Annotated in this window: 19 protein-coding genes; 11 read left to right on the top strand and 8 right to left on the bottom strand. The window is 48.3% G+C overall.

What is annotated here, in order from left to right; all coding sequences use genetic code 11:
• Positions 1-168 precede the first annotated feature (168 nt).
• From ACEW8F_RS06710 to ACEW8F_RS06695, 4 genes are all read left to right on the top strand, one after another.
• A complete protein-coding gene (locus ACEW8F_RS06710; protein WP_373482701.1) occupies positions 169-1,002 on the top strand; it encodes a phosphotransferase in 834 nt (277 codons plus the stop codon).
• Between the two features lie 71 nt (positions 1,003-1,073).
• Positions 1,074-4,133: an FAD-dependent oxidoreductase gene (locus ACEW8F_RS06705; RefSeq protein ID WP_373482700.1), complete on the top strand. Its 3,060-nt coding sequence runs from the start codon at positions 1,074-1,076 to the stop codon at positions 4,131-4,133.
• Entirely contained in the window at positions 4,130-5,380 is a 1,251-nt protein-coding gene (locus ACEW8F_RS06700; protein ID WP_373482699.1) for an NAD(P)/FAD-dependent oxidoreductase, read from the top strand. Before ACEW8F_RS06705 ends, ACEW8F_RS06700 begins: the two co-directional genes overlap by 4 nt.
• 1 nt (position 5,381) lies before the next feature.
• The gene (locus tag ACEW8F_RS06695; RefSeq protein ID WP_373482698.1) at positions 5,382-5,741 is read left to right on the top strand and encodes a DUF1667 domain-containing protein; all 360 of its coding nucleotides are present in this window, start codon (positions 5,382-5,384) and stop codon (positions 5,739-5,741) included.
• A 199-nt stretch (positions 5,742-5,940) separates the two neighbouring features.
• On the opposite strand, the gene ACEW8F_RS06690 is transcribed toward ACEW8F_RS06695, so the two are convergent.
• From ACEW8F_RS06690 to ACEW8F_RS06680, 3 genes are all read right to left on the bottom strand, one after another.
• Positions 5,941-7,104 carry an aldo/keto reductase gene (locus tag ACEW8F_RS06690; RefSeq protein WP_373482697.1) on the bottom strand — a complete coding sequence of 388 codons (1,164 nt, stop codon included), beginning with the start codon at positions 7,102-7,104 and terminating at the stop codon, positions 5,941-5,943.
• 142 nt (positions 7,105-7,246) lie between these two features.
• Complete coding sequence (locus tag ACEW8F_RS06685) at positions 7,247-7,807, bottom strand: TetR/AcrR family transcriptional regulator (RefSeq protein ID WP_373482696.1); 561 nt, start codon at positions 7,805-7,807, stop codon at positions 7,247-7,249.
• 135 nt (positions 7,808-7,942) lie between these two features.
• The gene (locus ACEW8F_RS06680; RefSeq protein WP_373482695.1) at positions 7,943-9,979 is read right to left on the bottom strand and encodes a Na+/H+ antiporter; all 2,037 of its coding nucleotides are present in this window, start codon (positions 9,977-9,979) and stop codon (positions 7,943-7,945) included.
• 190 nt (positions 9,980-10,169) lie between these two features.
• Here ACEW8F_RS06680 and putP point away from each other — a divergent pair, with 190 nt between their 5' ends.
• Entirely contained in the window at positions 10,170-11,729 is a 1,560-nt protein-coding gene (putP, locus tag ACEW8F_RS06675) for a sodium/proline symporter PutP (protein ID WP_373482694.1), read from the top strand.
• 143 nt (positions 11,730-11,872) lie between these two features.
• Here the strand turns inward: putP and ACEW8F_RS06670 are convergent, their stop codons facing one another.
• Positions 11,873-12,289, bottom strand: coding sequence for a molybdenum cofactor biosynthesis protein MoaE (locus ACEW8F_RS06670; RefSeq protein ID WP_373482693.1), 417 nt, complete (start codon positions 12,287-12,289; stop codon positions 11,873-11,875).
• Positions 12,290-12,648: 359 nt separating this feature from the next.
• On the opposite strand from ACEW8F_RS06670, the gene rsmH reads away from it, so the two are divergent.
• Positions 12,649-13,698 carry a 16S rRNA (cytosine(1402)-N(4))-methyltransferase RsmH gene (gene rsmH, locus ACEW8F_RS06665; RefSeq protein WP_373482692.1) on the top strand — a complete coding sequence of 350 codons (1,050 nt, stop codon included), beginning with the start codon at positions 12,649-12,651 and terminating at the stop codon, positions 13,696-13,698.
• A 100-nt stretch (positions 13,699-13,798) separates the two neighbouring features.
• Here the strand turns inward: rsmH and ACEW8F_RS06660 are convergent, their stop codons facing one another.
• Positions 13,799-15,457 carry a C39 family peptidase gene (locus ACEW8F_RS06660; RefSeq protein ID WP_373482691.1) on the bottom strand — a complete coding sequence of 553 codons (1,659 nt, stop codon included), beginning with the start codon at positions 15,455-15,457 and terminating at the stop codon, positions 13,799-13,801.
• A 320-nt stretch (positions 15,458-15,777) separates the two neighbouring features.
• Here ACEW8F_RS06660 and ACEW8F_RS06655 point away from each other — a divergent pair, with 320 nt between their 5' ends.
• Complete coding sequence (locus ACEW8F_RS06655) at positions 15,778-17,298, top strand: GGDEF domain-containing protein (RefSeq protein ID WP_373482690.1); 1,521 nt, start codon at positions 15,778-15,780, stop codon at positions 17,296-17,298.
• Positions 17,288-18,397 (top strand): BMP family protein, encoded by a 1,110-nt coding sequence (locus ACEW8F_RS06650; protein WP_373482689.1) that lies wholly within the window; start codon positions 17,288-17,290, stop codon positions 18,395-18,397. The genes ACEW8F_RS06655 and ACEW8F_RS06650 overlap by 11 nt, the downstream gene beginning before the upstream one ends.
• A 37-nt stretch (positions 18,398-18,434) precedes the next feature.
• On the opposite strand, the gene ACEW8F_RS06645 is transcribed toward ACEW8F_RS06650, so the two are convergent.
• Both ACEW8F_RS06645 and ACEW8F_RS06640 read right to left on the bottom strand, forming a co-directional pair.
• Positions 18,435-19,127 carry a Crp/Fnr family transcriptional regulator gene (locus tag ACEW8F_RS06645; protein ID WP_373482688.1) on the bottom strand — a complete coding sequence of 231 codons (693 nt, stop codon included), beginning with the start codon at positions 19,125-19,127 and terminating at the stop codon, positions 18,435-18,437.
• A gap of 309 nt (positions 19,128-19,436) precedes the next feature.
• Positions 19,437-19,640 (bottom strand): DUF1858 domain-containing protein, encoded by a 204-nt coding sequence (locus ACEW8F_RS06640; RefSeq protein ID WP_373482687.1) that lies wholly within the window; start codon positions 19,638-19,640, stop codon positions 19,437-19,439.
• Between the two features lie 185 nt (positions 19,641-19,825).
• Between ACEW8F_RS06640 and ACEW8F_RS06635 the strand changes: the two genes are divergently transcribed.
• Positions 19,826-20,428, top strand: coding sequence for a hypothetical protein (locus tag ACEW8F_RS06635; protein ID WP_373482686.1), 603 nt, complete (start codon positions 19,826-19,828; stop codon positions 20,426-20,428).
• Positions 20,428-20,982, top strand: a complete 555-nt coding sequence (locus ACEW8F_RS06630) for a hemerythrin domain-containing protein (protein ID WP_373482685.1) — start codon at positions 20,428-20,430, stop codon at positions 20,980-20,982. The genes ACEW8F_RS06635 and ACEW8F_RS06630 overlap by 1 nt, the downstream gene beginning before the upstream one ends.
• Before the next feature lie 128 nt (positions 20,983-21,110).
• Here ACEW8F_RS06630 and ACEW8F_RS06625 read toward each other — a convergent pair whose 3' ends face one another.
• A complete protein-coding gene (locus tag ACEW8F_RS06625) occupies positions 21,111-22,742 on the bottom strand; it encodes a diguanylate cyclase domain-containing protein (protein WP_373482684.1) in 1,632 nt (543 codons plus the stop codon).
• 349 nt (positions 22,743-23,091) lie between these two features.
• On the opposite strand from ACEW8F_RS06625, the gene ACEW8F_RS06620 reads away from it, so the two are divergent.
• A complete protein-coding gene (locus ACEW8F_RS06620) occupies positions 23,092-23,742 on the top strand; it encodes a DUF3786 domain-containing protein (RefSeq protein WP_373482683.1) in 651 nt (216 codons plus the stop codon).
• The last annotated feature ends 14 nt before the right edge of the window (positions 23,743-23,756 follow it).

The following is a 23,756-nucleotide window of genomic DNA, read 5'->3' as shown; positions in this document are numbered from 1 at the left end:
AAATAATATCCTCACACGTGTGATTTGTCAAGCAATCACATATGTGCGCATTCATTCGCATCGATTGACATTGCTCTATTTTATAACCTATAATGACATTACTAGGAGTATTTTAAATTCACATTTGTGACTATATTCGATTAAAAACCAATTAAGGAGAACGAAGATATGTGTGTTGACAGCTATCCCCCTGAACGATTGGATTCCCCACTGTTCACCAGCCGTTCATCAGAAATCTATTTGTGGGAAGGCTCCCGGTTATTGAAACTTTTCAACGCCGAAGTCGATCCCTTCCTGATTGAAAACGAAAAAATCAATACCATCGAAGCCTATCAGAAAGGTGTCACCAAGGTAAAATGCTACGGCATGATTCAAATTGAAAACCGGACCGGAATGATCATTGAATGCGTCAACGGAAAACCTTTAATCAGCCTGGCCGGCGCCCATCCCACGACGGTTTTCGGTGTTCCTCGGCTGATGGTGCAACTCCAGATCCAATTACATGAGACCCAGACCGACGTTATCCGCAGTTACAAGGAAATGGTCCTTAGCACCCTGGAATCCCCACCCCTGGCTTTTTTATCCGCGACGGAAAAGGAAATGATTATGACCAGGCTTGCCTTACTCCCTGATGGAAATTCGATCCTGCATCTTGATTATCACCCTGACAACATTATGTCGGATCGTCAGTCTGCCACCATCATCGACTGGATGACGGCAGCCCGCGGGGTTCCGGCCGCTGATGTGGCGGCAACCCTCTATCTGCTCAATGAAGGTGAAATGATTCCCGGTCTCAACAAGACCGTTGCGATGGCGTTAGAATCGGTGCGAAAATATCTCTGCAAACGTTATCTCAAAGCGTATCAACGGACAACCGGAATGACCGATGCCGAAATTGCCCCCTGGCGGCTGCCCTTTTTAATTGTGCGGCTTGGTGTCTGGAACATTGAAAGCGAAGTGCTTATTCTCCAAAAGAAGATCAGAGCCGCCCTTAATGAGTAAACAGTTCCATTTTCACTGTCATGATCAGATCCTGCGATTGATAAATCTCGTAACGCACAAGGAGACAAGCCATGAGTAACGTAAAAATAGCCTTAGCGGCTCTAAAAAACTGCATCAGCCAATTAAAATCGGCCAACATTGAACTCAACCACGCCTTTCTGGCCCTTCGGCTTTCGGATAAGGCTTATCTTGCGGCAATACCAGTTATGCATTCAGACCGTTATGATCATCACCATTTTAAGGTGCTCAATTTGGCCGGATTATTAACTTGCAATAAACTGGCCCATGCAATTTTTCTGGCTAACAGTAAAACCAACGCTGTCATTCTTACCCATTCACGGTTTTGTTCACAGGCGGCCGAAAATGGGACGGATATTCCCGCGGTGCTGGATGATATGGCTCAAATTATTGGCCTGACCATAAAAATCTGTGATATTAGCGACCAGCAGAAAATCAACCAGCTTTTAAAAAGCAGTCGCGGCTGTTTACAAAAAAGCCCAGTCGCCGCTGAACAGGGCGCAGTGGCCGTGGGTAAGAATCTGGGCGAAGCTTTTATTGTCACCCTATTGATGGAAAAAGCCGCCCAGGTCTATCTACAAGCTAACCTGCTGGGCGGCGCAAAAATTCTTAATCCCATCGAAGCCCAAATTATGCAGCTGGGCTATGAGCTTGCCTATTCAAAAATGGCGGGCGCGGTTTGCCACCAGACTGCTGCCGATTTTCCGCGGCTCATTTCTGCTCATGAACTGGACTTACGTGAACAGCTTGTTGAACTGGGTCAGTCGCTGGCCCGGGAAAATCTGGTGCAGGGAACCTGGGGCAATATTTCCATCCGGCTGGACGATCAGCACATGCTTTGCACCCCATCTGGCATGGACTATGCGACCCTCACGCCCTATGACATGGTTCGGGTTGCCATTGACACCTTAAAATTCGAGGGCCTAATCAAACCTACCGGTGAAAAAGCTCTCCATGCGGCACTCTATTTAAACCATCCGGAGGTACACTGTGTCATCCATACCCATCCCGTTCATTGCAGTGTTTTTGCGGCCGCCCATAAAAAAATAAAACCGTCCGATCCGGTCCTGCGTGAGTGCCTCGGCGGCGATGTTGCAGTGGCCCGCTACGCCTTCCCTACCTCGAAGCAATTGTCTAAAAATGTGGTCAAAGCAATCAAAAAAAACCGCGCCTGTGTGATGGAGAATCATGGTATGGTGGTCTGCGGCAGTACCCCAGAAGATGCCCATGCAAAATGTCGGGCGGCTGAAAACAGTGCCCGGATCATTCTCGAACAAATTTCACAGGAACAGCCTATGACTGCTCCGAAAACAGCCGTGATCAACAAAGGAGTTAAGCATATGCCTCACTTTAACAAAATCTGCAAGCAAATCAGAGCCCTCTCGCCGCGGATCACCGTGACCGAAGAACGGGGCTGCATTGTCTTAAGAGGAGCAGTCGATGACTGGGCTACTGTGGTTAAGGCCGGGCAGCTGGCGGTTGATAAAAAAAACTATCGGGGTGTCATCAATGACGTTCGCCTCAAGGGTTTCGTTCAGCAGCGGCAAACTCCCGCGGTCCAGGATCGCAGCTTAAATGGTGAAAAACCTGATGTCCTAATCATCGGCGGCGGTATTGTCGGGTGTGCCATTGCCCGAGAGCTGTCCCGATATAATCTGGACATTTTACTGGTAGAGAAAAAATCGGATGTCGCCCTGGGAGCCACCGGTGCCAATGGCGGCGTGGTTCATGTCGGTGTCAATTTTTCGAAAAAATCCCAGAAATACCGGTATAATCTCCGCGGCAACCGGATCTACGAAGCGCTTTCAAAGCAGCTGTCAGTGCCCTTTGAACAACAGGGTCAGGTGATGCTTTGTGTCAAAAAATGGGAACGCCTATTAGTCTGGATTCTCATACTCAAAGCCAGATCGATGGGGATTCCTGGGGTGACTTATTTAAAACGCGATGCCCTGCTTCAACATGAACCCCATCTGCCCGATTTTGTGGTGGGTGGGATGTACATGTCCACCGGCGGCATCACTAATCCTTTTGAAATGACCATCGCTCTGGCTGAAAATGCCATTCAAAACAAAGCCCGGATTAGTCTGAGTACCATCGTTACCGGCATGGAAATAACGGATGGACACATTACTCAAGTGGCTACCAACCGAGGTCGCCTTTATCCAAAGCTGGTCATCAACGCCGCCGGTGTTTATGCCGATGAAATTGCCGAGCTGGGCGGTGACCGCACCTTTACCATCCATCCGCGCCGGGGTACCGATATTATTACCGACAAAAATGCCGGCTATATGGTGCGCTCCAGTATGGGTATCTCACCTTTCGCCATCCTGCCCCAGCAGCTGTCTACTTTATCCAAAAATCCGATTAAGCGAATGATTAACGGCTTTACCGGTAAGAGCCATACCAAAGGAGTCGGCCTGATTCACTCGATTCATGGCAATATGCTGATTGGTCCCAATGCCATTGAAACACCGGACCGGGAAGATACCGCTACCCATTATGACGAGGTCAACAGCATTTTGGCGATGCAGCAGCAAATTGCGACGGAACTCAAACCCAGTGACGTGATCGCCTATTTTACCGGCGTCCGGGCAGCCACCTATGAAGAGGATTTTGTGGTTCGTAAAGGCATCTTCACGGACAACATTATTCACGCCGGGGGGATTCAATCGCCCGGCGTCACCGCTGCTCCGGCCATTGCCGAAGATATTGCCAATTGGTCGGTCCAAATACTCAGCCAAACCATGAACGTCGAAGCAAACCCGGATTTTGATCCGGTGCGAAAACCACTGCCCCGACTCAATAGCCTGGATGATTCACAACGGGATGCCTTGATTCGCGCCAACCCGGACTATGGGATCATCGTCTGCCGCTGCGAAGAGATCAGCAAGGGCGAAATCATCGATGCCCTCAATGCCAGTCTGACCGTCCCGACGCTAGACGGCATCAAACGACGACTGCGGCCTGGGATGGGCCGTTGCCAGGGGGGCTTCTGTACGCCGCTGGTTGCTGGTATCATTGCCGAACATTCCAAGATCCCCTTATCAGCGGTTAAAAAAAGTGGCGAAAATTCAGTGATCCTTTATCATCAATCGAAAGGAGTGTCCCAATGAAACAGACCGATGTGATCGTTATTGGCGGCGGCCCGGCTGGTCTTGCCGCCGCTTTGGCCGCCCATCGCGCCGGGGCTCGAACCCTACTGATTGAACGGGAGCCCCGACTTGGCGGTATTCTTAAACAGTGCATTCATGACGGCTTCGGGCTGGTCCGCTTTTCCGAACAATTAACTGGGCCGGAGTATGCCGACCGCGATATAAAAAGCTTTAAGCAGGCCGGGATTGAAGCGCTAACGACAACCTTTGTAACCCGCATTAACAAGACCGCCACAGGCTTTATCCTTACGGCGGTCAATCAAACGGGAGTGCTGACGATAACAGCCAAGGCGCTGGTGCTGGCCACCGGTTGCCGGGAACGCACGGCCCGGCAGGTCTTTATTCATGGTACCCGCCCAGCTGGGATATTCACCGCCGGAACAGCCCAGCATTACATTAATCTTTTAGGTCAGATGCCGGCTAAAAAATGCGTGATTCTCGGCAGTGGCGACATCGGTTTAATCATGGCGCGGCGATTGACCTTAGAAGGTGCCACCGTATTGGGGGTTTACGAAGCCAAAGCAACCCCCTCGGGGCTGACCCGCAACCTTTATCAATGCCTTCATGATTTTGATATTCCCCTGCACCTTTCCCAAACAGTCACCCGGGTTTACGGCGAAGAACGACTGACCGCTGTTGAAGTCTCTACGGTGGATGAAGACATGCAGCCGATTGCCGGAACCAGTCAAAAAATCGACTGTGATGCCCTGATTCTTTCAGTCGGGTTGATTCCTGAAAATGAATTGGCAGTCAGCTTGGGGGTTGAACTGGATCCCAAAACAAAGGGTCCCATTTGCAATGCGACCCTAATGACCTCAGTTGACGGCGTCTTTTCCTGCGGCAACGCCCTGCACGTCAACGATCTGGTGGATTATGTTTCTGAAAGCGGCGAACTGGCCGGAACAGCTGCGGCCAACTTTAGCCACAAACAACGGGCCGAAATTGCTCTGACGGCGGATCCAAACTTTGCCTACCTGGTGCCGCAACGGTTGGATTTAAACAACACTGACACGAAAACCATTGTTTATTTCCGCAGTCAACAGGTGCTAAAAAACTGTGATGTCATCATCACCGTGAACGAGCAGGAAGTCTTACGCAAACACTATTCTCATTTACGCCCGCCGGAAATGGAACGGCTGGAAGTGGACTTTTCCCCATATGGCCTCACGGCAAGTTCAACCCTATCATTTAAAATGGAGGTAAGCTGAGATGAAAGAGCTGATCTGCATCCTCTGCCCCAATGGCTGTGCCTTATCAGTTGCCGAAGATCAGTCTAAGATTGTCGTCACGGGTCAAAAATGTAAGCGGGGTCAGGAATTTGCCATTGCCGAAACAACCAACCCAATCCGAACTCTTTGCACCACGGTTAAGACGAATTTTCCTGAAATGCCGGTGCTGCCGGTGCGCAGCGCCTCCGCTATTCCCAAAGATCGCATTTTTGCTGTGATGGCCGAAATCAACCAGGTAGTGATCACCGAAGCCCTTGGTTGCGGCACGCCGGTGATCACCGACGTACTGGGTCTGGGTGTTGACATCATCACAACCAGCTCTTTGGAAACCGCTCTTTAAAGCGCCTTAGCACTTATGATATAAAAAGCCAGAAACCTTCCCAAAAGCATTAGTCTTGGTAAGGTTCCTGGCTTTTTTATTTTCAGCAAATTACATCAATAGTGCTGTATTTTTTAAAACCGATTGCCCCTGTTTTTTAAAGAATCAGACAAATCAATTTTGCTATAGTTGTTGTCATAATATGATTTTTAAAACGGGTCTACAATCTCATAAACCGCTTAATCAAAAACCGGGTCGGCTTGTAATAAAAGCCTTCCATGGTTTTGGCAACAGTTGCCAACTCGTCTCGGATTTTGATATTCTGAGGGCAATGGCTTTCGCATTTACCACATTTTGAACAAAGGGAGGCATTGCTGGTCTGGCTTTTGACACTGGTTTGCATGATATATTTGCTGAGTGCCGCCGTTTTTCCTTCAATTTCACGATCATTATAGGTTGAGAAGCAAGTCGGAATATCAACCCCCTTAGGACACGGCAGGCAGTAATTGCATCCGGTACAGGGAATTTTAATCTTTTCGCTTAATATTTGGGTGACCTGATTAAAGAGTTCAAAGTCAGCCGTGCTGAAGGCATTGGCTTCAGCCTCAGAAGCCACTCTAATGTTTTCTTCAACCATCGCCTGGGAATTCATTCCCGACAAGACAACGGTAACCTGTGGATGATTCCAGATCCAGCGGAAGGCCCATTCCGCCGGTGACCGCTTCACCTCCGCCTGATCCCAGACCTGATAAACTTCCTTGGGCAGATTAGTGACCAGCTTCCCGCCTCTAAGGGGTTCCATGACCATCACCGGCAACCCTTTGGCGGCGGCATATTCCAGTCCCTCTTTGCCGGCTTGTTTGTTTTCATCCAGGAAATTATATTGGATCATGCAGAATTCCCAATCATAGGCATCAATCAGCTTTTTAAATTCATCGCGGCCGCCGTGATAAGAAAAGCCGATATTGATAATTTGTCCAGCCTGCTTCTTTTCCTCGATCCATTTCAGAATCCCTAAATTGACCAGCCGGGTCCAGATGTTAACATCCGTCAGCATATGCAGGAAATAATAATCAATATGGTCGGTTTGCAACCGTTCCAGTTCAGCATTGAAAATCTTGTCCAGGTCTTCATATTTCTTCACCAGATAAGGGGGCATCTTGGTGGCGATTTTCACCCGGTCACGATAACCTTTTGCCAACACCCGGCCTAAGATTGCTTCGCTCTTGGGATAAATATAAGCGGTGTCAAAATAATTGACGCCATTTTCAATGGCATAGATGATCTGTTTCTCAACCTCGTTTTCATCTTTGGCAAAGCGCATACAGCCAAATCCCAGGGCTGAAAGTTTGTCACCGTTTTTAGGATTAATCCGATAATTCATTTTGTATCTCCTTCATCAATTTTATTTATGATAACCGCTGAGCAGTTCGCTGATTCATATCAGTGAATTTTATTTAATAGCCATCGCTTGGCAGGCACAAATCCGTCAAAATGACTGATTAGTCATTCATTTGTAAAAAAAATTAATTTTTAATGCTGTCCCATAGAAAATTAAATGATGTTTCCAAAAAAACCTCATCTGCGGCCAGACTGGGATTATCAATAAAATAATAGGTATTTGCATTGAGAATACCCATCAGCAGGTTGCTCATATAATCGAGATTAACCTTTTTGATAATCTCCTGTTCAATCCCTTCAGAAATTAAATCCATAATATTATTAAATTTGCTCAACCCTTCTTTCCGGGTCGTTTCGCCGATACAGGAAGCATTGCAGAACTGCTGAAAAAACAGAAATTCTTCGGTGTGATCCAGACTCCAGCCAATGTAATTAATATAAATCCGTTTTAGCTTGCTTCTAAAGGTGGTTTCCAACTCCAGTCCAAATGATAATCGGCGGGTCAGGGATTCTTTGCAAGCCAAATAAAGCACATTGATCAGTTCTTCTTTATTGCTGAAATAGTTGAACAATGTCCCGGTGGCCACCCCGGCTTCTTTGGTAATCCGAGCCGTCGGGGTATTATCAAAACCGTATTGATTAAAAAGTTTTAAGGCTGCTTTTAATATTCTGTCTCGCTTATCCAATCGTTGCCTCCTGATTCTGGACTCTTTATATCTTAATGTCTTTGACTTTTTTTCCTTATTATAAATCAAAATGACTAAACAGTCAATATTGTTTTTAAACACCCGGCAGGCCTGGTTAATCTCCTGCCGGATTTATTATTCCTCACTGTCATCCAGGGTAGCACTTTCGATGTAGTTGATATGACGTCGCAGTTTTCGGGATTGTTCGATTGAAATCTCACCAGATTCATACATCCGTTGAATTTCCTGGCGTTCGCTGTCCATGGCTTTAATTCGCAGTTCTTCTTTCAGAGCTTCATCGACATTTTCAAACTCAGACCGCTCCATGGAAAGACGCCGGATCATCCCCTGATAACCCATCATCACTGCTTCAATAATATCGGCATCAGCCTTGGTTTCAGCCTTCTGTTGTTCCTGCTCAAGACTTACAATGGCGGCCTGGAAAGCTCTGATTTGAATATCTTTAACATTGGCCATTTTTTCCACCAGCTTTTCTTGATCCGGTTTGGATTGTCGCCTGAACTGATGCCAGGTCCGCAGGGTTTTGCCCAGAAAATATCTCACACTGAACCGGACATCATTAGACAGGGCTTCTTCCCGGCGATCCAGGGCGGCTTCAAATTTTTGATAGATACTCTGGTCGATCTGGTTGCTGTCCAGCAAACCGCGAAGGTAGTCAGCCTCGGCTGTGAGCCCGATCAACTTCAACCCATTGAGTTTATTCAGGTATCCCTCTGTTTCCGCAGAATTCTGCTCGTTTTGGATCCGTTTAACGATCCGTTTATATTCGCCAATCAGTTCATCGGCGGCCAGCTCATTTGCCGGATTGATTTCCTGTTTGATCCGGTTAATGGTGGCCAGGAAGATCTTGATAATGGCGGCATTAAAATCCAACTGATTGATGGCGCTGGCCTTTTCTTTGTCAGTTTTACACAGTAGTGGCAAAAACAGGGTGGCGGCCACCAGGGTAACCAGAATCACCCCCGTAGCGATAAAAAGAATCAGTGATCGCTGAGGAAACTCCGCGCCACTGGCCAGCAGTGTCGGAACCGACAGCACGGCGACCATGGTCACTGTCCCCCGGACCCCGGTAAGACTGATCAGCAGACTGGTTCTAATACTGGGTGCTTCAGCCCCCTGACTTTTGACAATAAAATGGCGGATCACCGCGAATAAATAGGAGTAAAAAAAGCGGATTCCAAAAATTCCCAGCCAGATCACCAGTACCCCAGCAATAGCCAGCCAGTTGTTAATATCCTCACTAGCCACCGCATCGCCCATCGATAAGGGGATATTCAGTCCTAATAGGATAAAAACCACCCCATTGAGCACAAACAAAAGCACTGACCAGACATTTTCCGAAATCACCTTTTCTTTGGCCAGCATCGTTGAGGTGTGTTCCGTGATGGCGGCATGGGCAATCCCGGCAACCACTACCGCAATAACCCCGGAAGCATGAAACAACTCTTCGGTAACGATAAAGATGATAAAAGGGGTTAATATCTGCAGCAGGCTATGGAAGGTGGCATCCCGGATACCCTTTTTCCGGAGAATAAAACCAATCCAGTCAATCAGCAGGCCGAGGGTCAAACCCAGAAAGGCCCCGACAATAAACATATAGGTGAAATTCAGGGCCGCATCCCGTAATGAAAAATAACCGGTGACCACCGCGGCAATGGCATAGTTAAAGGCCACCAGCCCGGAGGCATCATTGATCAGGGACTCCCCCCGAACCAGGGTCAGCACCTTTTGGGGGATATGAACCCGTTTGGCAATCCCATTCACCGCCACCGGATCGGTGGGTGAAAGCACCGCCGCCAGAGCAAAGGCCGCTGCCAGCGGTATATAGGGCATCAGCCAATGGATGAAAAAGCCCCCCAGAATGGTGGTTAGCAAAACCAGAATGATGGCGTTGCCAAAAATCGGCTCCCGCATTTTCCAGAGATTTTCCCGGGAGAAATGACGTCCATCATCGTATAAAAGCGGTGCCACAAAAAGAATTAAAAACCATTCCGTTTCCAGTTCAATAGCTTGGCTTTTCATGATAAAGGCAATACCAAACCCCAATCCGATCTGAATCAGGGCGGTGGGAATAAAGGGAATAAAATGACTGATCACATCCGAGATCAGTAAGCAAAGCAGAAGCATTAAGATGATAAGCAGTAAATTCAAACCAATCTCCTTCACACCTTTTTTTATTATATTACCGCATTATCCTTTTTTTCTCAAGAAAATCTTAGCCTTTCTGAAAAATCGCCGGGAGTGCTTCGGATTCTCCGCAATGGTTATTTTTTCATCCATTTCTTTGTATACTTATTCATTCTATGCTATAATACATTGAATTTATTTTAGGAGGAAAAGAATGAGTACTGATAACATCCAAATACTGATCGCCATGATTATTTACATCGCGGCGATACTCGGTATCGGCGTCTATTTTTTAAAGATCGCCAACGAAAACAGTGACAATTATTTTATCGGCGGCCGTTCCCTGGGACCCTGGGTGGCGGCAATGAGTGCAGAAGCATCCGACATGAGCGGTTGGCTTTTGATGGGATTACCCGGTGTCGCCTACTGGTGCGGCTGGAGCGATGCCTTCTGGACCGCTTTAGGTCTGGCTTTAGGAACCTACCTGAACTGGAAGATTACCGCCAAACGGCTGCGGCACTATTCCGCCATTGCCGGTGATGCGATTACCATTCCAGAATATTTCAGTAATCGCTTTAAAGAAAACAAAAAAGTCATCATGCTGATTGCATCGGTGTTTATTCTGGTTTTCTTTACGGTTTATGCCGCCAGCTGCTTTGTTACGGTCGGAAAGCTGTTTAATTCACTGTTTGGCATTCAATATCAGGTGGTCATGATCGTCGGTGCATGTTTTGTTATTTTATATACCTTACTGGGCGGTTTCCTGGCTGAAAGTGTATCGGACTTTCTACAGGGCATCATTATGATACTTGCGCTGACCCTGGTCCTGATCCTCGGTGTAACGGCTGCCGGCGGTTTTAGTGGGGTCATGGACAACATCCAACAGATTCCTGGTTTCTTTGATTTCTTTGGTATTGCCAACCCCACGGTGGTCGATGGCACGCAACAGGTATTGGCCGGCAACCCGGTCTTTGGTCCGGCGCTGCCCTATACTTTGTTAACGATCATCTCGACAATGTCCTGGGGGCTCGGTTATTTTGGAATGCCTCAGGTATTGCTGCGGTTTATCGCCATCCGCGATGCCGCTGAAATTCCCAAGGCACGACGGATTGCCACTACCTGGTGTGTAATCTCGCTATTCGCTGCGGTGATCATCGGTCTGGTCGGTCGGGTGTTATTCCCTACCGAACTGCTGACACCAAGCGGAGCGGAAAGCATTTTTATCGTCATGTCCACCAATCTGCTGCCACCCTTGCTGGCCGGTTTTGTCATGGCTGGGATTCTGGCAGCAACGATGAGTTCTTCGGACTCCTACCTGCTGATTGCGGCTTCGGCCTTTTCTAAAAATATTTATGAGGGTATCCTCAAAAAGGATGCCACCGAAAAGCAAATCATGCGGGTTTCCCATCTCACCCTGATTGCCATTGCGGTGATTGGTGTCCTGCTGGCCCTGGATGAAACCAGCGTCATCTTTAGTATCGTCGCCTTTGCCTGGGCCGGTTTTGGTGCTACTTTCGGACCGCTGATGATCTTCTCGCTGTTCTGGAAACGGACCAACCGTGAAGGTGCCATTGCCGGCATGCTGGCCGGCGGCAGCATGGTCTTTATCTGGCGACTGTTGATCAAGCCCCTGGGCGGCGTCTTCGGCATTTACGAACTGATGCCCGCCTTCCTGGTCTCCTGCCTCTTTATTGTGGTGGTTTCGCTGCTGACCAAGGAACCTTCTCAGGAAATTCAGGATGAATTTGATCAGGCCAAGACCGCTTCAATTTAATTATGTTAATTGAATGAAGTTAATTAAATGCGTTAAAAAAACAAAGCCAGCTTTTCAGCTGGCTTTTGTTTTATGACATTTTTTGTCACGAAATAATATTTTGCGACAAAACAAGGATATTATTTACGCGGTTGACAAAATGGTTATTTCCTGGTTTCTGTCTTCTGCTCAATCTCGGTGACGCAGGTCGTTTTGATGGTTTCCACCAGAAACTGCAGGGCATCAATCACATGGGGGCGAATATCACCGCCGATAAGAACAACCATGATATCATCACCCAGCTGCAACTGACCCTCGTTGAGCCAGACCCGGACATGGAAAATCCCCTCCCGCTTTTTGGTGGCTTCGATGGCCGCCGCCACCTTGGCGGCATCATAAAAGAATTCCATCCCGGTAACCAGCGAACCATCATCCACTCCCTGTCGCACCTGGGCTTTGGGGGTTTGACGGACGGTGCCGTTATGGACCAGATACATGCCTTCCTGTAAGGCCGCGGGATCATTTTTTGCTGCTTTTAGCCAGGCATCAATCGATGGTGCCATTTTCTTTTCATTACTCATCGTCAGCTACTCCTTTATTTTTTGTCTTTGCGTTGGTGGATCCCGAAACAGTCTGCACGGTAATCATCCCGATGTCAAATCTTTAAGCTGTTAACAACCGCCAGGACCAATGGATAAAATCATGGCATCCAGCTAATCTACTTTACCATATCATCTCAGAATCGCAAAGGATTTGTTGTTGATGAAAAGTTCTTTCTGATTTGCATTTACAAATGCGATTTGGTATCATAGGATTGTTAAATGGTACAAATCTATGAAAAAGGCGGATATAAATATGAGCACGGCATTATATCGACAATCAGTTTCACGATCAACTTCACCTGTCACCGCGACAAAATCGCAATTACGGAGTTTACCCAATGGATAATCAGGAACCCAAACACCAGCGCCGGCCCCGCTACAAGGGCACCCATCCCAAGGCCTATAAAGATAAATATAAAGAATTGCAGCCTGAAAAGTATGCCGATACAGTCGAAAAAGTAATGCAAAAAGGCAGCACCCCCGCCGGGATGCACCGCTCCATCTGTGTTGATGAAATCCTCGAATTTCTGGCGATTAAACCAGGCCAGACCGGATTGGATGCGACCCTGGGTTTTGGCGGTCACACCCAGGCGATGCTTGAATGTCTGGCGGGCCAGGGCCACCTCTACGCCACCGATGTCGATGCTATTGAACTGCCCCGGACCCAAAAACGGCTGGCCGACAATGGCTATGGTCCGGAAATGCTGACCATCCGCCACCTGAACTTTTCGCAAATTGATGAGATTGCCCAGGAATCCGGCCCGCTGGATTTTGTGCTGGCTGATTTGGGGGTCTCTTCGATGCAGATTGATAATCCCGAACGCGGCTTTTCCTTTAAGTTTGAAGGACCATTAGACCTGCGGCTGAATCCCGAAAAAGGCCTTTCGGCGGCCGAGCGCTTAAAAACTATTTCCCCGGATGAGCTGGAAGGGATGTTTATCGAAAACGCCGATGAACCCAATGCGGCGGCCATCGCCAAGGCCATCATCGGCCACCGCAACAGGGGCCTTGAGATTGCCACCACCACCCAGCTCCAGGAAATTATCACTGCCGCCCTGAAAAAGATTCCCGGCAGCAACAGCAAGGAAGCCATTAAAAAAACCTGTCAGCGCTGCTTTCAGGCCTTGCGAATCGATGTTAATGACGAATATGAAGTCTTATACGAATTTCTCGAAAAACTGCCGGCGGTGCTGGCCCCCGGCGGCCGGGTGGCGATTTTGTCCTTTCATTCCGGGGAAGACCGGCTGGTTAAAAAATCCTTTCAGCGCCTCTTTCGGGAAGGCGTCTACTGTGAGGTGGCACCCGGGCCGCTTCGGCCCTCAGCCGCGGAATGCCATGCCAATGGCCGGGCCCGGTCCGCCAAATTGCGCTGGGCCATCAAAGCCTGAGTATTGCGTGCGCAAGAATGGACTTAAATAATTTTCTGTAAATAAAAAAAGAACCTGAAAAATCAGGTTCTTTTTTAGGTGGTTTATAAATTTTCTGGCTTTAATGAATAATATAGGCAATATTACCGGACTCGGCCCAGGCCGCGGCAAACTGATCCAGCCGGTAGCGGACCCGAACCCCGGTATTGCTGGCGGCGGCGGGATCATTGATGATGATGTACTCGGTGCCGTTTTCATTGGTAAAACCGCACACCACAATCAGATGACCATAGGTTGACCGGATTGGTGCGCCATCGATAACCGGTAAATTGGCACTAACCCCGGCGCTGTTTTTATAGGCCACCGCCACCGCCACCGGATGGCCCCCGGCGATTTCCCGTTTTAAACCCTCGATGGTGGAATAATCCACATAGGTCAGATAGCCAAAGCTGGCGGCATAGGCGGTGTTAAAGGGCCAGTTACCAAACTCGTCAGCGCCATAATCATAGGCCCCCCAGGCGGCTTGTTCCGGCTGAACCGCAGTGCCATAATAATTGAGCATCATCGCCACGCTGGTGGGACTGCAGATCGAATCGGCGATCGACGGCTCCCGGACCATCTGGGAAAACTGCGGCACATTCAGCACCGGCAGATTTGCTAAATCAGGATGATCGGTAAAAACCTTGGTAATGCCCTGGCCGGGATTGGCATTTCGCAGCGCCACGGCGATTAGCCGCACCGTCGGTGTCACGCCGGGGGTGCCGGAATGGAGGATCACCCGATACTGGATTTTATTGGCGGTTTTGCCATTCTTGACCACCAGGGTATCGACATCGATTCTGGCCAGCGGGCTATCCATCGTCCCGATCCCGGAGGCTCGCTTAATGGTGGTTCCCCACTGCCCGAAGGAAAGCCAGTCGGACCAGTTTTCGGTGGACTGGCCGTTACCATCGACGGCATTTTCGCAGACCCGGGCTTCCACCTGAACCAGGGTTCCAGCCGGGGTGTCGGTATCCCAGGACAGCACCGTTTTGGTAAAGGGGCTGGCATTAAAGATATTGGAAGTATAGACCCCCGACTGCTGACCGGATTGCAGCCTGATTTCGCCGTCGCCCGAATTTGCGGCAATCTCAACCCGATCCAGGCCCATGGCATGATCGTTAAAATCACTGGTGGTGGTCTGAATCATCAGATTTCCCGGCACTGCTTTCCGTTCAATAAAGGGGGCCTGTTGATCCACGGTTCCCGCTGGCGGAGTACCGCCTTGGGGCACAATCACGATATGGATCCCTTCCAGGCGATAGGAATAGCCGGCGGTTCCGGAACTTTCACCGTTTTTAGCCCAGCCCAGCCAGCCCATGTTCTGGGCGTGAACCTGGTAATAGACATCAAAGCCCGCAGCATCTGCCCCGGTTAAGTTAATCTGAATCGCTTCCAACCGGTAACTCAGTCCTTCGGTGCCGCTCATGGCGCCGTTACTTTTCCAACCGCGATCAGTCTCGGCTTCCCAGCCGATATTTTGGATATGCGTTTGATAGGTGATCCCCAGATCATAATCCGGCACTTCCAGCTTCACCTCAATGCCCTCCAGCCGCAGACTCCGGCCAGCGGTTCCGCTCATGGTCCCATCGGCCACAAACTCCTGCCAGCCATCATTCTGGACATGGGTCCGATAACTGACACTGGGCGCTCCAGCCGCCATGATCCCCGGCGGCAGAATTCCGGCCAGCAGGCCCAGGCCCAGTAACACAGCAACACACCTTGTTATCTTTTTCTTCATCGTTTTATCCTCACTTTTTTTAACAGCTTTAAATTTTTCAGGGCTTATTCCGACCCTTGTTATCGTATCGTCGTTTACCTTACCACTATAACAAATAAACGGCCGGAAAGGAAGGATTAACCGATTTCAATGGTGCTATCTGCAATTATTCAGGAATAACCGGATAGTTAAACCCCGTTTTGTGATTTGATCGAAACTGACATTAAACCGGGTTAAGAAAACTTTGAAATCAATCATATAAAATGGTATAATTGAAAAGTTAGAGCACACTGATTGCAAACGTTGTCTTTAATGGAATTTGCAAATAAAGGAAGATCGAGATGAACCTCAATGATAAAAAAATAGATCGCAGCGTCCTGATGATCCTGATACCGATTGCCATTTTGCTGGTGCTAATCCTGATATTGCTGTACAATTTTGGCAGCGCCAGTCGGCACACCGCTAAATCCATGGTTGAAAACGCGCTGCTTAAAGAAACTGGGGATTTTGCCGCTCAGATTAATGATGAACTCGATGTCATGACCCGGATGGGAGAAGCCTTTCGGGATATGATTATTCTGACTCCGGTCAATAAGTCCATTGATACCCTGCCCATAATTGGCACCCTGTGTAATAATTCCGACGCCTATATGGTTGTTTATTGCAATGCTGAAGGGGTTGGCCTGACCCAGAACGGAATCAAAGTCAATGTCAGCAAAGACAATTTTCTCAATCCCGAGAATAATCACAGCCAGTATTATGCCTATCTTCAAAAAGAAAATATTATGCAGGCTGAAGCGGTGGTATCGGTCATCCCGATCATTAAAGAAGATCAGGTTGATGGCTATATTCTGATGTATTATTCGGTCAGCCGGATTCGTAAAATTTTTACCCAGACGCCGGCCTTTGCCGATGCCTTTTTTATCTTCAGCGTGGATGAGGGTCTGATTATCACCACCGAAGATTTAAATGCCCCACCACCGGTCGGGACGACGCAGCTGCAGTTGTTGGCTGAAATGGATCCCGCAATGGATCCCACGCCGGTTCAGGCGGCCATGGCGAACCAGCAAAATTTCTCGCTGAATCTGGCGATTAAAGACGATCCCCACTATGTTATCTATTCCCCCATTGGCATCAATGCCTGGTATATTGCCATCGGATTTGAGGAAGCCCAATACGATCAGCTCTTAATTGATCAATGGGGCAGCATGCGCAATCTGATCACCTATCTGCTGGTAGTTATTTTCATCTTTGTCTTTGGCGTGATTGGAACCATGGTGTTAATGCGGATCTTCTATCAAAAACACCATCGCAAGCTGCAAACGGCTGTCGATTTGGACCTGCTGACCGGTTTAAACAACAAGATGGCAACGGAACGTAAGATAAAACAGTATCTGATCGATCATCCGGAGACTTCAGCGATACTCTGTGTTCTCGATCTTGATAATTTTAAAGAGATCAACGACAGCCTCGGCCATGTTGTCGGGGATGACGTTCTAAAAATGATTGGCGCCATACTGCGCGACCGATTTGGGGATGATCATGTGGTCGGGCGCGTCGGCGGGGATGAATTTATTATTTTTATCAAAGCGATCACAACCGCCGCCGCCCTGGTAGAAATACAAAAAGTGAGGGACCTTATCGACACACCGGTGTTGTCTGGCGAAACAGAAATAGCCATCTCCTTCAGCATCGGCGTAGCTGAATACCCGGCGGATGCGGCCGATTTTAAAGAACTCTATACAATTGCCGACAATGCCTTGTATCAGGCCAAGAAGAACGGCAAGAATCAATTATATAAAGCGGTGAATAAGCAAACATCAATAAATGAATCAGAAAAGGGAGTAGCAAATGAAGAGTAAAAAGAAGCGAATTGTTGGAATTCTCTGGGTCTGCGTGATCTTAATCAGTGTTTTGGGCTGTGCGCCCCCAAAGAGTTCCGAGGATACTGCAAAATCAGCGGTTGCGGAAAAATTTGAGCTGGCCCTGATTACCGACCTTGGCCACATTGACGATCAATCCTTTAATCAGGCGGCCTGGCAGGGTGTCAAACAATATGCTGAAGAACATGGCATAACCTATAAGTACTATCAGCCCGAAGAGGGCACCACCGATTCCTATGTTGAAACCATCGATCAGGCCATCGCAGCGGGCGCTAAATTGGTGGTCTGTCCCGGCTATTTGTTTGAAACCCCGGTTTTTATTGCCCAGGACCGATATCCTGATGTTTCCTTTATCCTGGTAGATGGTCAACCCCATGATTCGGCCTACAATGTCTCCAAAATTGGCAAAAACGTCTTGTCGATTCTCTATCAGGATGAGCAGGCCGGCTTTCTGGCTGGCTATGCCGCGGTCAAAGATGGTTACAGCAAACTTGGTTTTATGGGCGGAATGGCCGTTCCTTCGGTGATTCGTTATGGCTATGGTTTTGTTCAAGGGGCTGACCTGGCCGCCCAGGAATTGGGAATCACCGCTGAAATCCAGTATACCTATACCGGTACCTTTGTGGGCACTCCGGCAATCCAGGCTTTGGCCGCTTCCTGGTATGACGATGGGACCGAGGTTATTTTCTCATGTGGTGGCGCCATTGTTGAATCGGTGATCCTGGCCGCCGAAGCCCAAGACAACGCCAAGGTCATTGGGGTTGATGTGGATCAAAGCAGCCATTCTAACACCGTGATGACCTCGGCCATGAAGATGCTGACCAGTTCAGTGTACAGCGGCATTCGTGATTACTACAGCAATGCCTTCCCGGGCGGCACCGTCCAGAAATTTTCAGCGGCCAACAATGGCATCGGTCTGCCGATGGAGACCTCAACCTTCCGCAGCTTCTCCCGGCAGGATTATCAGGACATCTATGCCGACCTCGTGGCCGGGGAGATTGTCATTGCCAGTCAAACCGAAGATTCCACCACCGCCGATTTATCCCTGGTGGCGACCACGGTTAGCTACATTAAGTAAGTTAAGCCGCTGTTATTCGGAAAAAAAGGATTGCCGCTTAGATCATCAGGCAATCCTTTAATTGATCGAGATCGAGGATTCTAAAGGAATTCTGGTAGTAATCCAGCAGTCCCTCGTCCTTCATCCGACTCAGCTCCCGGCTCATGGCGGTGCGGGAGACATTGAGGTATTCGGCCAACTCGTTGCGGTTGAGGACAATATCAAAGCTCCGGCTGTTGTTTGTCTGGGACTCCTGAATCAGATAGGTGGCCAGCTTTTCCCGCATCCCTTTTAGCATCAGTAGCTCAATTTTAGAATTCATCCGGAAGTTTTTTTCACCCAACAGCATCATCATATTCTGGATCAGCTGAAAGTGAAAATTACAGGCGTTGCCGCAGGTTCTGATGATCCGTTCAAAGGGAATCAATAAGATCTGGGATTCTTCTTTGACACGAACGCTCACCGGGGCGATTCGGGCTTTGGTGCAGACAATCCCCTCCCCAAAAATATGGGCCGGGCCTAAAACATCCATAATCAGTCTGGCGCCAGCGGGATTTTCTTTGATAATTTCAACCGCACCAGTGAGAACGATCCCCACAAAGCTGATTTGGCTGCCAGCCAGAAAAACATAGTCATCACTGCTGAATTTCCGGATATTGCCATTGATGCAGGTCATCAGGACTTTAAATTCATCGGCTTTGATATTATCAAACAACGGACTTTTTTCCAGTGTCCCATAAAATTTCTCCATCAATGTTCCCTCTTTCTTCTTTATAAACGCGCGACCCGATGCGCTGTCGGTTTTGCCTTATTATACGACAGTCGCTCGATTCCGTAAAGATCGAAAAAAAAGCGCCCGGTTATCAGGCGCTCAAGACTGTAATAAAACTACTAGCCCAGTACCGACAATTCTTACATCATGTTGTTTGCCTCAAGGCGAACAGTTGCACAAAATACTGAAGTATCAAGATCAACAAATTTAGCAACTGTACGAATTGCGCGCATACAACAGATTAACAATTGGTCGATACGGTCTTTTTTTACCAGCCTGCTTCCCGGCTTACAGTGAAGCCAGGTGGGCGTTGAGTTTATCCACCAAAGCATCGGCGCTGGTGGCGTGCACCTGGCAGGCTTCTTCGATGGTTTCCATTTGCGATGAGGGGCAGCCGAGACAATGCATCCCGATTTCTAATAAGATCGGTGCAAAACCACCATCTATTCTTAACAACTCACCAATTTTCATATCTTTCGTTACTTTTTGCATGGTAAAACCTCCTGAGATTTATTGTGAATACAATAATTTGTTTTTAACTTGAGCTTAGTATACCACAAAGATTCTTGTATTTTGTAGCCACAGCTACAATTACTTACAAAAAAGCGGTTATAATGAACTCATCAAATAAAAACAACGGCGGTTATAAATTGAGCCGCCATCTTAGGAGGACAAATATGAGTAAATTTTTAGGACCGATTCATTTTTGGGTCTATAACAAAATTCAGATACAACAGGAAATGGTGGCGGATTTCCTTGCGTTAAATGGAGAGACGGCTTCACAGCGCCGGGACGAACTGGACCAACGCTATGGCATTTCAGAAACCCGGCCGTTAGCATCCGTCATCGATGAAGGCAACATTCACGGCTGGCTCCAGATTAATGTCACCCGGTCAGAATATAAACTGGCTGATAGTGTAACCGCACTGCTAAAACAAGACCCCGACAACTACCAGCTGATCGCAGCAATTTTTAGCGCCACCGGCCGTTCCTTATCCCAGGCCAATCTGACCGCTGCCGCTGCCTATAAGCTGATCAGCGACAGCTTGCTGGACGGAATGCCCTGTGATCACGCCAATGCCCTGATCGCAGAAAGCGATGAACAGGTGATCTGGCAGCGCAACAGATGTGTCCACAGCAACTACTGGAGCGAAGTCGGCGGCGACATTGCGGTCTATTATGCCCTGCGAGAAGCCCTGATCCGCGGTGTTCTGGAAAACACCGGCTTAGTCTATGAAAAAACCGATGCTGTAACCAGTGTCATCAGGAGGGTAAGTTAATGAACAGTATTGAATTAATGGTCTATGAACACACCAATATTATCCGGATGCTGGGCGTGGTCCGAGCCGCCAGCGCTCAGGTGATGAAGGGCGACCCCATCCATTACGAAGACTTTGACCAGATGATTGACTTTATCGCCAATTATGCCGATGTCCATCATCATGGCAAAGAAGAAAAGTTTCTCTTTAAAGAAATGGTCGATCATCTGGGGAAGATGGGCACCAATCTGATTTCACACGGAATGCTGGTCGAACATGACTGGGGCCGATTGTTTATTGCGGAATTAAAAGCCGCCTTGCTCCGGGTGCAGGCCGGCGATGATGAAAGCCGCCTGGATGTGATTGCCAATGCGATTGGTTATGCCAACCATCTGGCCCGTCATATCGCCAAAGAAGACACGGTGGTCTATCCCTTTGCTGAAAAGCAGCTGGCCCCGGAAATCCTGGCCCAGATCAATGCGCAAACCGATGTCTTCGAAGCCGAAGCCGAGCAACAGGGAATTCCGGCTTACTATCTCAACATCCTGGCCACGCTGGAGTCAAAATATTTATAAGCTGTAAAACAGTTACCGCACCGGAACCATGCCGCCGTGATTACCGCAAAAAGTCCACCGCATTGCTGCCGTGGACTTTTTTGTATGATCATGTCAATTTTAATACCTGTCCGTCGTCTACCCAAGCACTACTGCGGTACGGGCCCGGTGGCGTCATCGGGTTTAAAGTCGCGGATGATTTTTAAATCTTTTTTGATGATTTTTTTCTCCCGATACATCTTTGCATCGGCCTGGTTGATGATGGTGTCGATGTATTCATTGGAACCACCGCTGAAGGTTTCGATGCCATGGCTGGCACTGATGACATAGCGGCGGTTTTCGGTTTCATTGATCTGCTCGAATTCTGCCACAATCCGTTGCCAGACGGCTTCGGCCCCGGTTTCATCGAGACCTTCAAAGATGATCAAAAACTCGTCGCCGCCCAGTCTGGCGACGAAATCATTGACCCGGATCTTGTCTTTGATGCCGTTGGTGATGGTTAAGATCAACTCATCGCCGACATCATGGCCGAGATAGTCGTTGACGTCCTTGAGACCATTGATGTCGATAAAGCAGACCGAGATTTCGCTTTCGTTTTTCTCGGTACTTTTATATAACTGGGCCAGCTTTTCAAAACCGGTGCGGCGATTAAAGATCCCCGTCATCGCATCATATTCAGAAAAATATTTAATCTCATCATTCTTCACCTTATTGATGGTCAGCACTGCCCCTAAAAATAAGGCCAGCATGAAAATCAGAAAATAAGCGAACAGATTATTTTTAAGAACCAGCAGGACGGTATCAAACAGGTTGCCGGTCAGCAGCTGGCCGTCGTCGCTGTCCGGCGGAATATAGGAAACAATGGTCCAGTCCCCTAACCCCAGGGCCAGCGAATGGTCACTATCAAGAACAAACTCATCATCCGACATAATTTTCGAATAATTGAAAACCCCCGCGTCAGAAATCACTGAACCGCTTGCATCGGTCTGAATGGCCTGCCAGATATCGGGAAAATCATTTTTAAAACTCTCATCGCGGCGGTTATCGTACATAAATGACCAGGCTTTACTGCTGTCGCCGCTGTTGTAAAGCCAATAGCCATCGGCATTGAGCATAAAAATTTGACCCTGGCTGGTGGAGGCAATTTTTTCGACCTGACTCAGCATATCATCGGCCGCATAATTTAGCACCACGATTCCCTCCAACTGCCCGCGGGCACCATAATAGGGGGTGGCCAGCCGGATCATCGGTTTGATGGGCTGCTCAATCTGATTGTTTTCCATATTTAAATCCAGTTTGGAAATATAAATCTGGTCATCATCCAGACCAATCGTTTCCGTAAAATAATAGCGATCAGCCTTGTTCTGAAGCGCGTCACTATCGGTGAGGGTGGCACCGTCATCGGTATAATTGACCCGGATCACCTCATTGCCATCGGCATCAATAAAGCGGATCTGATCATAGATCATTTTGCGGTTGGCAAAGGCCAGCCAATGATCCTCCACATCAGAATAATCGCCCCGGCCATTGTCGCCCAGTTTTAAGGCATCAGAGACATAAAGCAGATCCGTTGTCAGTCGGTTGACCTTGTTGGCAACGATGGTTTTTTCCACGTCAAGCTGCTGTTCTTCGTGGCTCATGATGTCATTTTTTGAAACCGTGTCAGCATTAATCTGGATCACCAGCGTAATCAGAAAAAATACCAGACTGAGAATCAGAAATACCCCCAGGGTATAGAGAATTGTTTTTTTCGTATCTTTGTTAATGGCTTTATCAATCAAGGTAAGCACTCCTTTTGGTTAATCTCTAAATAAACTTGATTTTATTGTACCCTAATCAATTCCTTAAAACAAGGGTACCAGGATGCCTTTCCGGTGAAATAACTGATTTCCCCGTCTTTTTTTAAGCTGTCGGGACGCCTTAGTCGATGCCTAAAAAGTTCTGCCAGCGGGGCACATCCTGTTTCTGAGTTGTTTGCTTGCATCAGTTAAGTTTAACTGAAATAGACAGAATTTTCAATCTATGTTGCAAAATTTGGTTGAGTTAATCCCGCCGGCCTGTTACACTGAAGCGGGTATCTCTACCAATCAGGAAAATGAGTGCCTGACTTAAATTTAAAGGAGCAATTAGATGTTAAATGATACGACCAATAATTACTTGAAAGCCTGCGAGAACTGGCGGCTGAAATTTCTGGATATGGATAAACAGCAACTGCTGGAAAAACTGCCGGAAATTAAACTTGAAGCGGACTATCTGACTGTGAAGCTCTATGATCGAAAATTTGGGATTCATCACGAAACCGGAAAAATCGTCACCATTCCAGATTTTCAGCCGGCCGAGATCATCAGCCAATTGAATATTTATACCCTGCTGGGCTTTGTCTCACCCCAGGCCCATTTCCAAGATAAATGGGTGCCCTTCCGGGAGCTGCGCGGCGCCTCCCCCTTTGCCATGGCCTTTGAGAATCATGTTCTTGTGCCCCTGGCCCTGACCTTCACCGGACAGACGGAGAAGCTGTCCCAGGCCTATCGAGCATTGGGCGGCAGCAACCTGTCCCACTCAGATGCCGGCGGTCTCGTCAACGCCTTTGACTGTCTGCCAGTCAAATTTCTTTTCTGGGATGGCGATGATGAATTCCCGGCCCAGGCCAATATTCTCTACGACGTCAGCGCCATCGATTTTATCCACGTCGAAAGCACCGTCAGCATTGCCATGGAGGGCATCGAGCGGCTGGCCGCCGCCGCCGAACTTGACATCAAAGGGCCGCTGTTTAAAATGTAGCAAAAGGCAAAGCC

Source organism: Acetobacterium sp. (assembly GCF_041752335.1).
Classification (GTDB): Bacteria; Bacillota; Clostridia; order Eubacteriales; family Eubacteriaceae; genus Acetobacterium.
This window is presented reverse-complemented; position numbering and strand designations above follow the sequence as displayed.

What these genes read in the sequence shown, in the direction of transcription:
- ACEW8F_RS06710 (WP_373482701.1), top strand. Translation starts at nt 169, where the DNA reads ATGTGTGTTGACAGCTATCCCCCTGAACGATTGGATTCCCCACTGTTC.
- ACEW8F_RS06705 (WP_373482700.1), top strand. Translation starts at nt 1,074, where the DNA reads ATGAGTAACGTAAAAATAGCCTTAGCGGCTCTAAAAAACTGCATCAGC.
- ACEW8F_RS06700 (WP_373482699.1), top strand. Translation starts at nt 4,130, where the DNA reads ATGAAACAGACCGATGTGATCGTTATTGGCGGCGGCCCGGCTGGTCTT.
- ACEW8F_RS06695 (WP_373482698.1), top strand. Translation starts at nt 5,382, where the DNA reads ATGAAAGAGCTGATCTGCATCCTCTGCCCCAATGGCTGTGCCTTATCA.
- ACEW8F_RS06690 (WP_373482697.1), bottom strand. Translation starts at nt 7,104, where the DNA reads ATGAATTATCGGATTAATCCTAAAAACGGTGACAAACTTTCAGCCCTG.
- putP (WP_373482694.1), top strand. Translation starts at nt 10,170, where the DNA reads ATGAGTACTGATAACATCCAAATACTGATCGCCATGATTATTTACATC.
- ACEW8F_RS06670 (WP_373482693.1), bottom strand. Translation starts at nt 12,289, where the DNA reads ATGAGTAATGAAAAGAAAATGGCACCATCGATTGATGCCTGGCTAAAA.
- rsmH (WP_373482692.1), top strand. Translation starts at nt 12,649, where the DNA reads ATGGATAATCAGGAACCCAAACACCAGCGCCGGCCCCGCTACAAGGGC.
- ACEW8F_RS06660 (WP_373482691.1), bottom strand. Translation starts at nt 15,457, where the DNA reads ATGAAGAAAAAGATAACAAGGTGTGTTGCTGTGTTACTGGGCCTGGGC.
- ACEW8F_RS06655 (WP_373482690.1), top strand. Translation starts at nt 15,778, where the DNA reads ATGAACCTCAATGATAAAAAAATAGATCGCAGCGTCCTGATGATCCTG.
- ACEW8F_RS06650 (WP_373482689.1), top strand. Translation starts at nt 17,288, where the DNA reads ATGAAGAGTAAAAAGAAGCGAATTGTTGGAATTCTCTGGGTCTGCGTG.
- ACEW8F_RS06645 (WP_373482688.1), bottom strand. Translation starts at nt 19,127, where the DNA reads ATGGAGAAATTTTATGGGACACTGGAAAAAAGTCCGTTGTTTGATAAT.
- ACEW8F_RS06640 (WP_373482687.1), bottom strand. Translation starts at nt 19,640, where the DNA reads ATGCAAAAAGTAACGAAAGATATGAAAATTGGTGAGTTGTTAAGAATA.
- ACEW8F_RS06635 (WP_373482686.1), top strand. Translation starts at nt 19,826, where the DNA reads ATGAGTAAATTTTTAGGACCGATTCATTTTTGGGTCTATAACAAAATT.
- ACEW8F_RS06630 (WP_373482685.1), top strand. Translation starts at nt 20,428, where the DNA reads ATGAACAGTATTGAATTAATGGTCTATGAACACACCAATATTATCCGG.
- ACEW8F_RS06620 (WP_373482683.1), top strand. Translation starts at nt 23,092, where the DNA reads ATGTTAAATGATACGACCAATAATTACTTGAAAGCCTGCGAGAACTGG.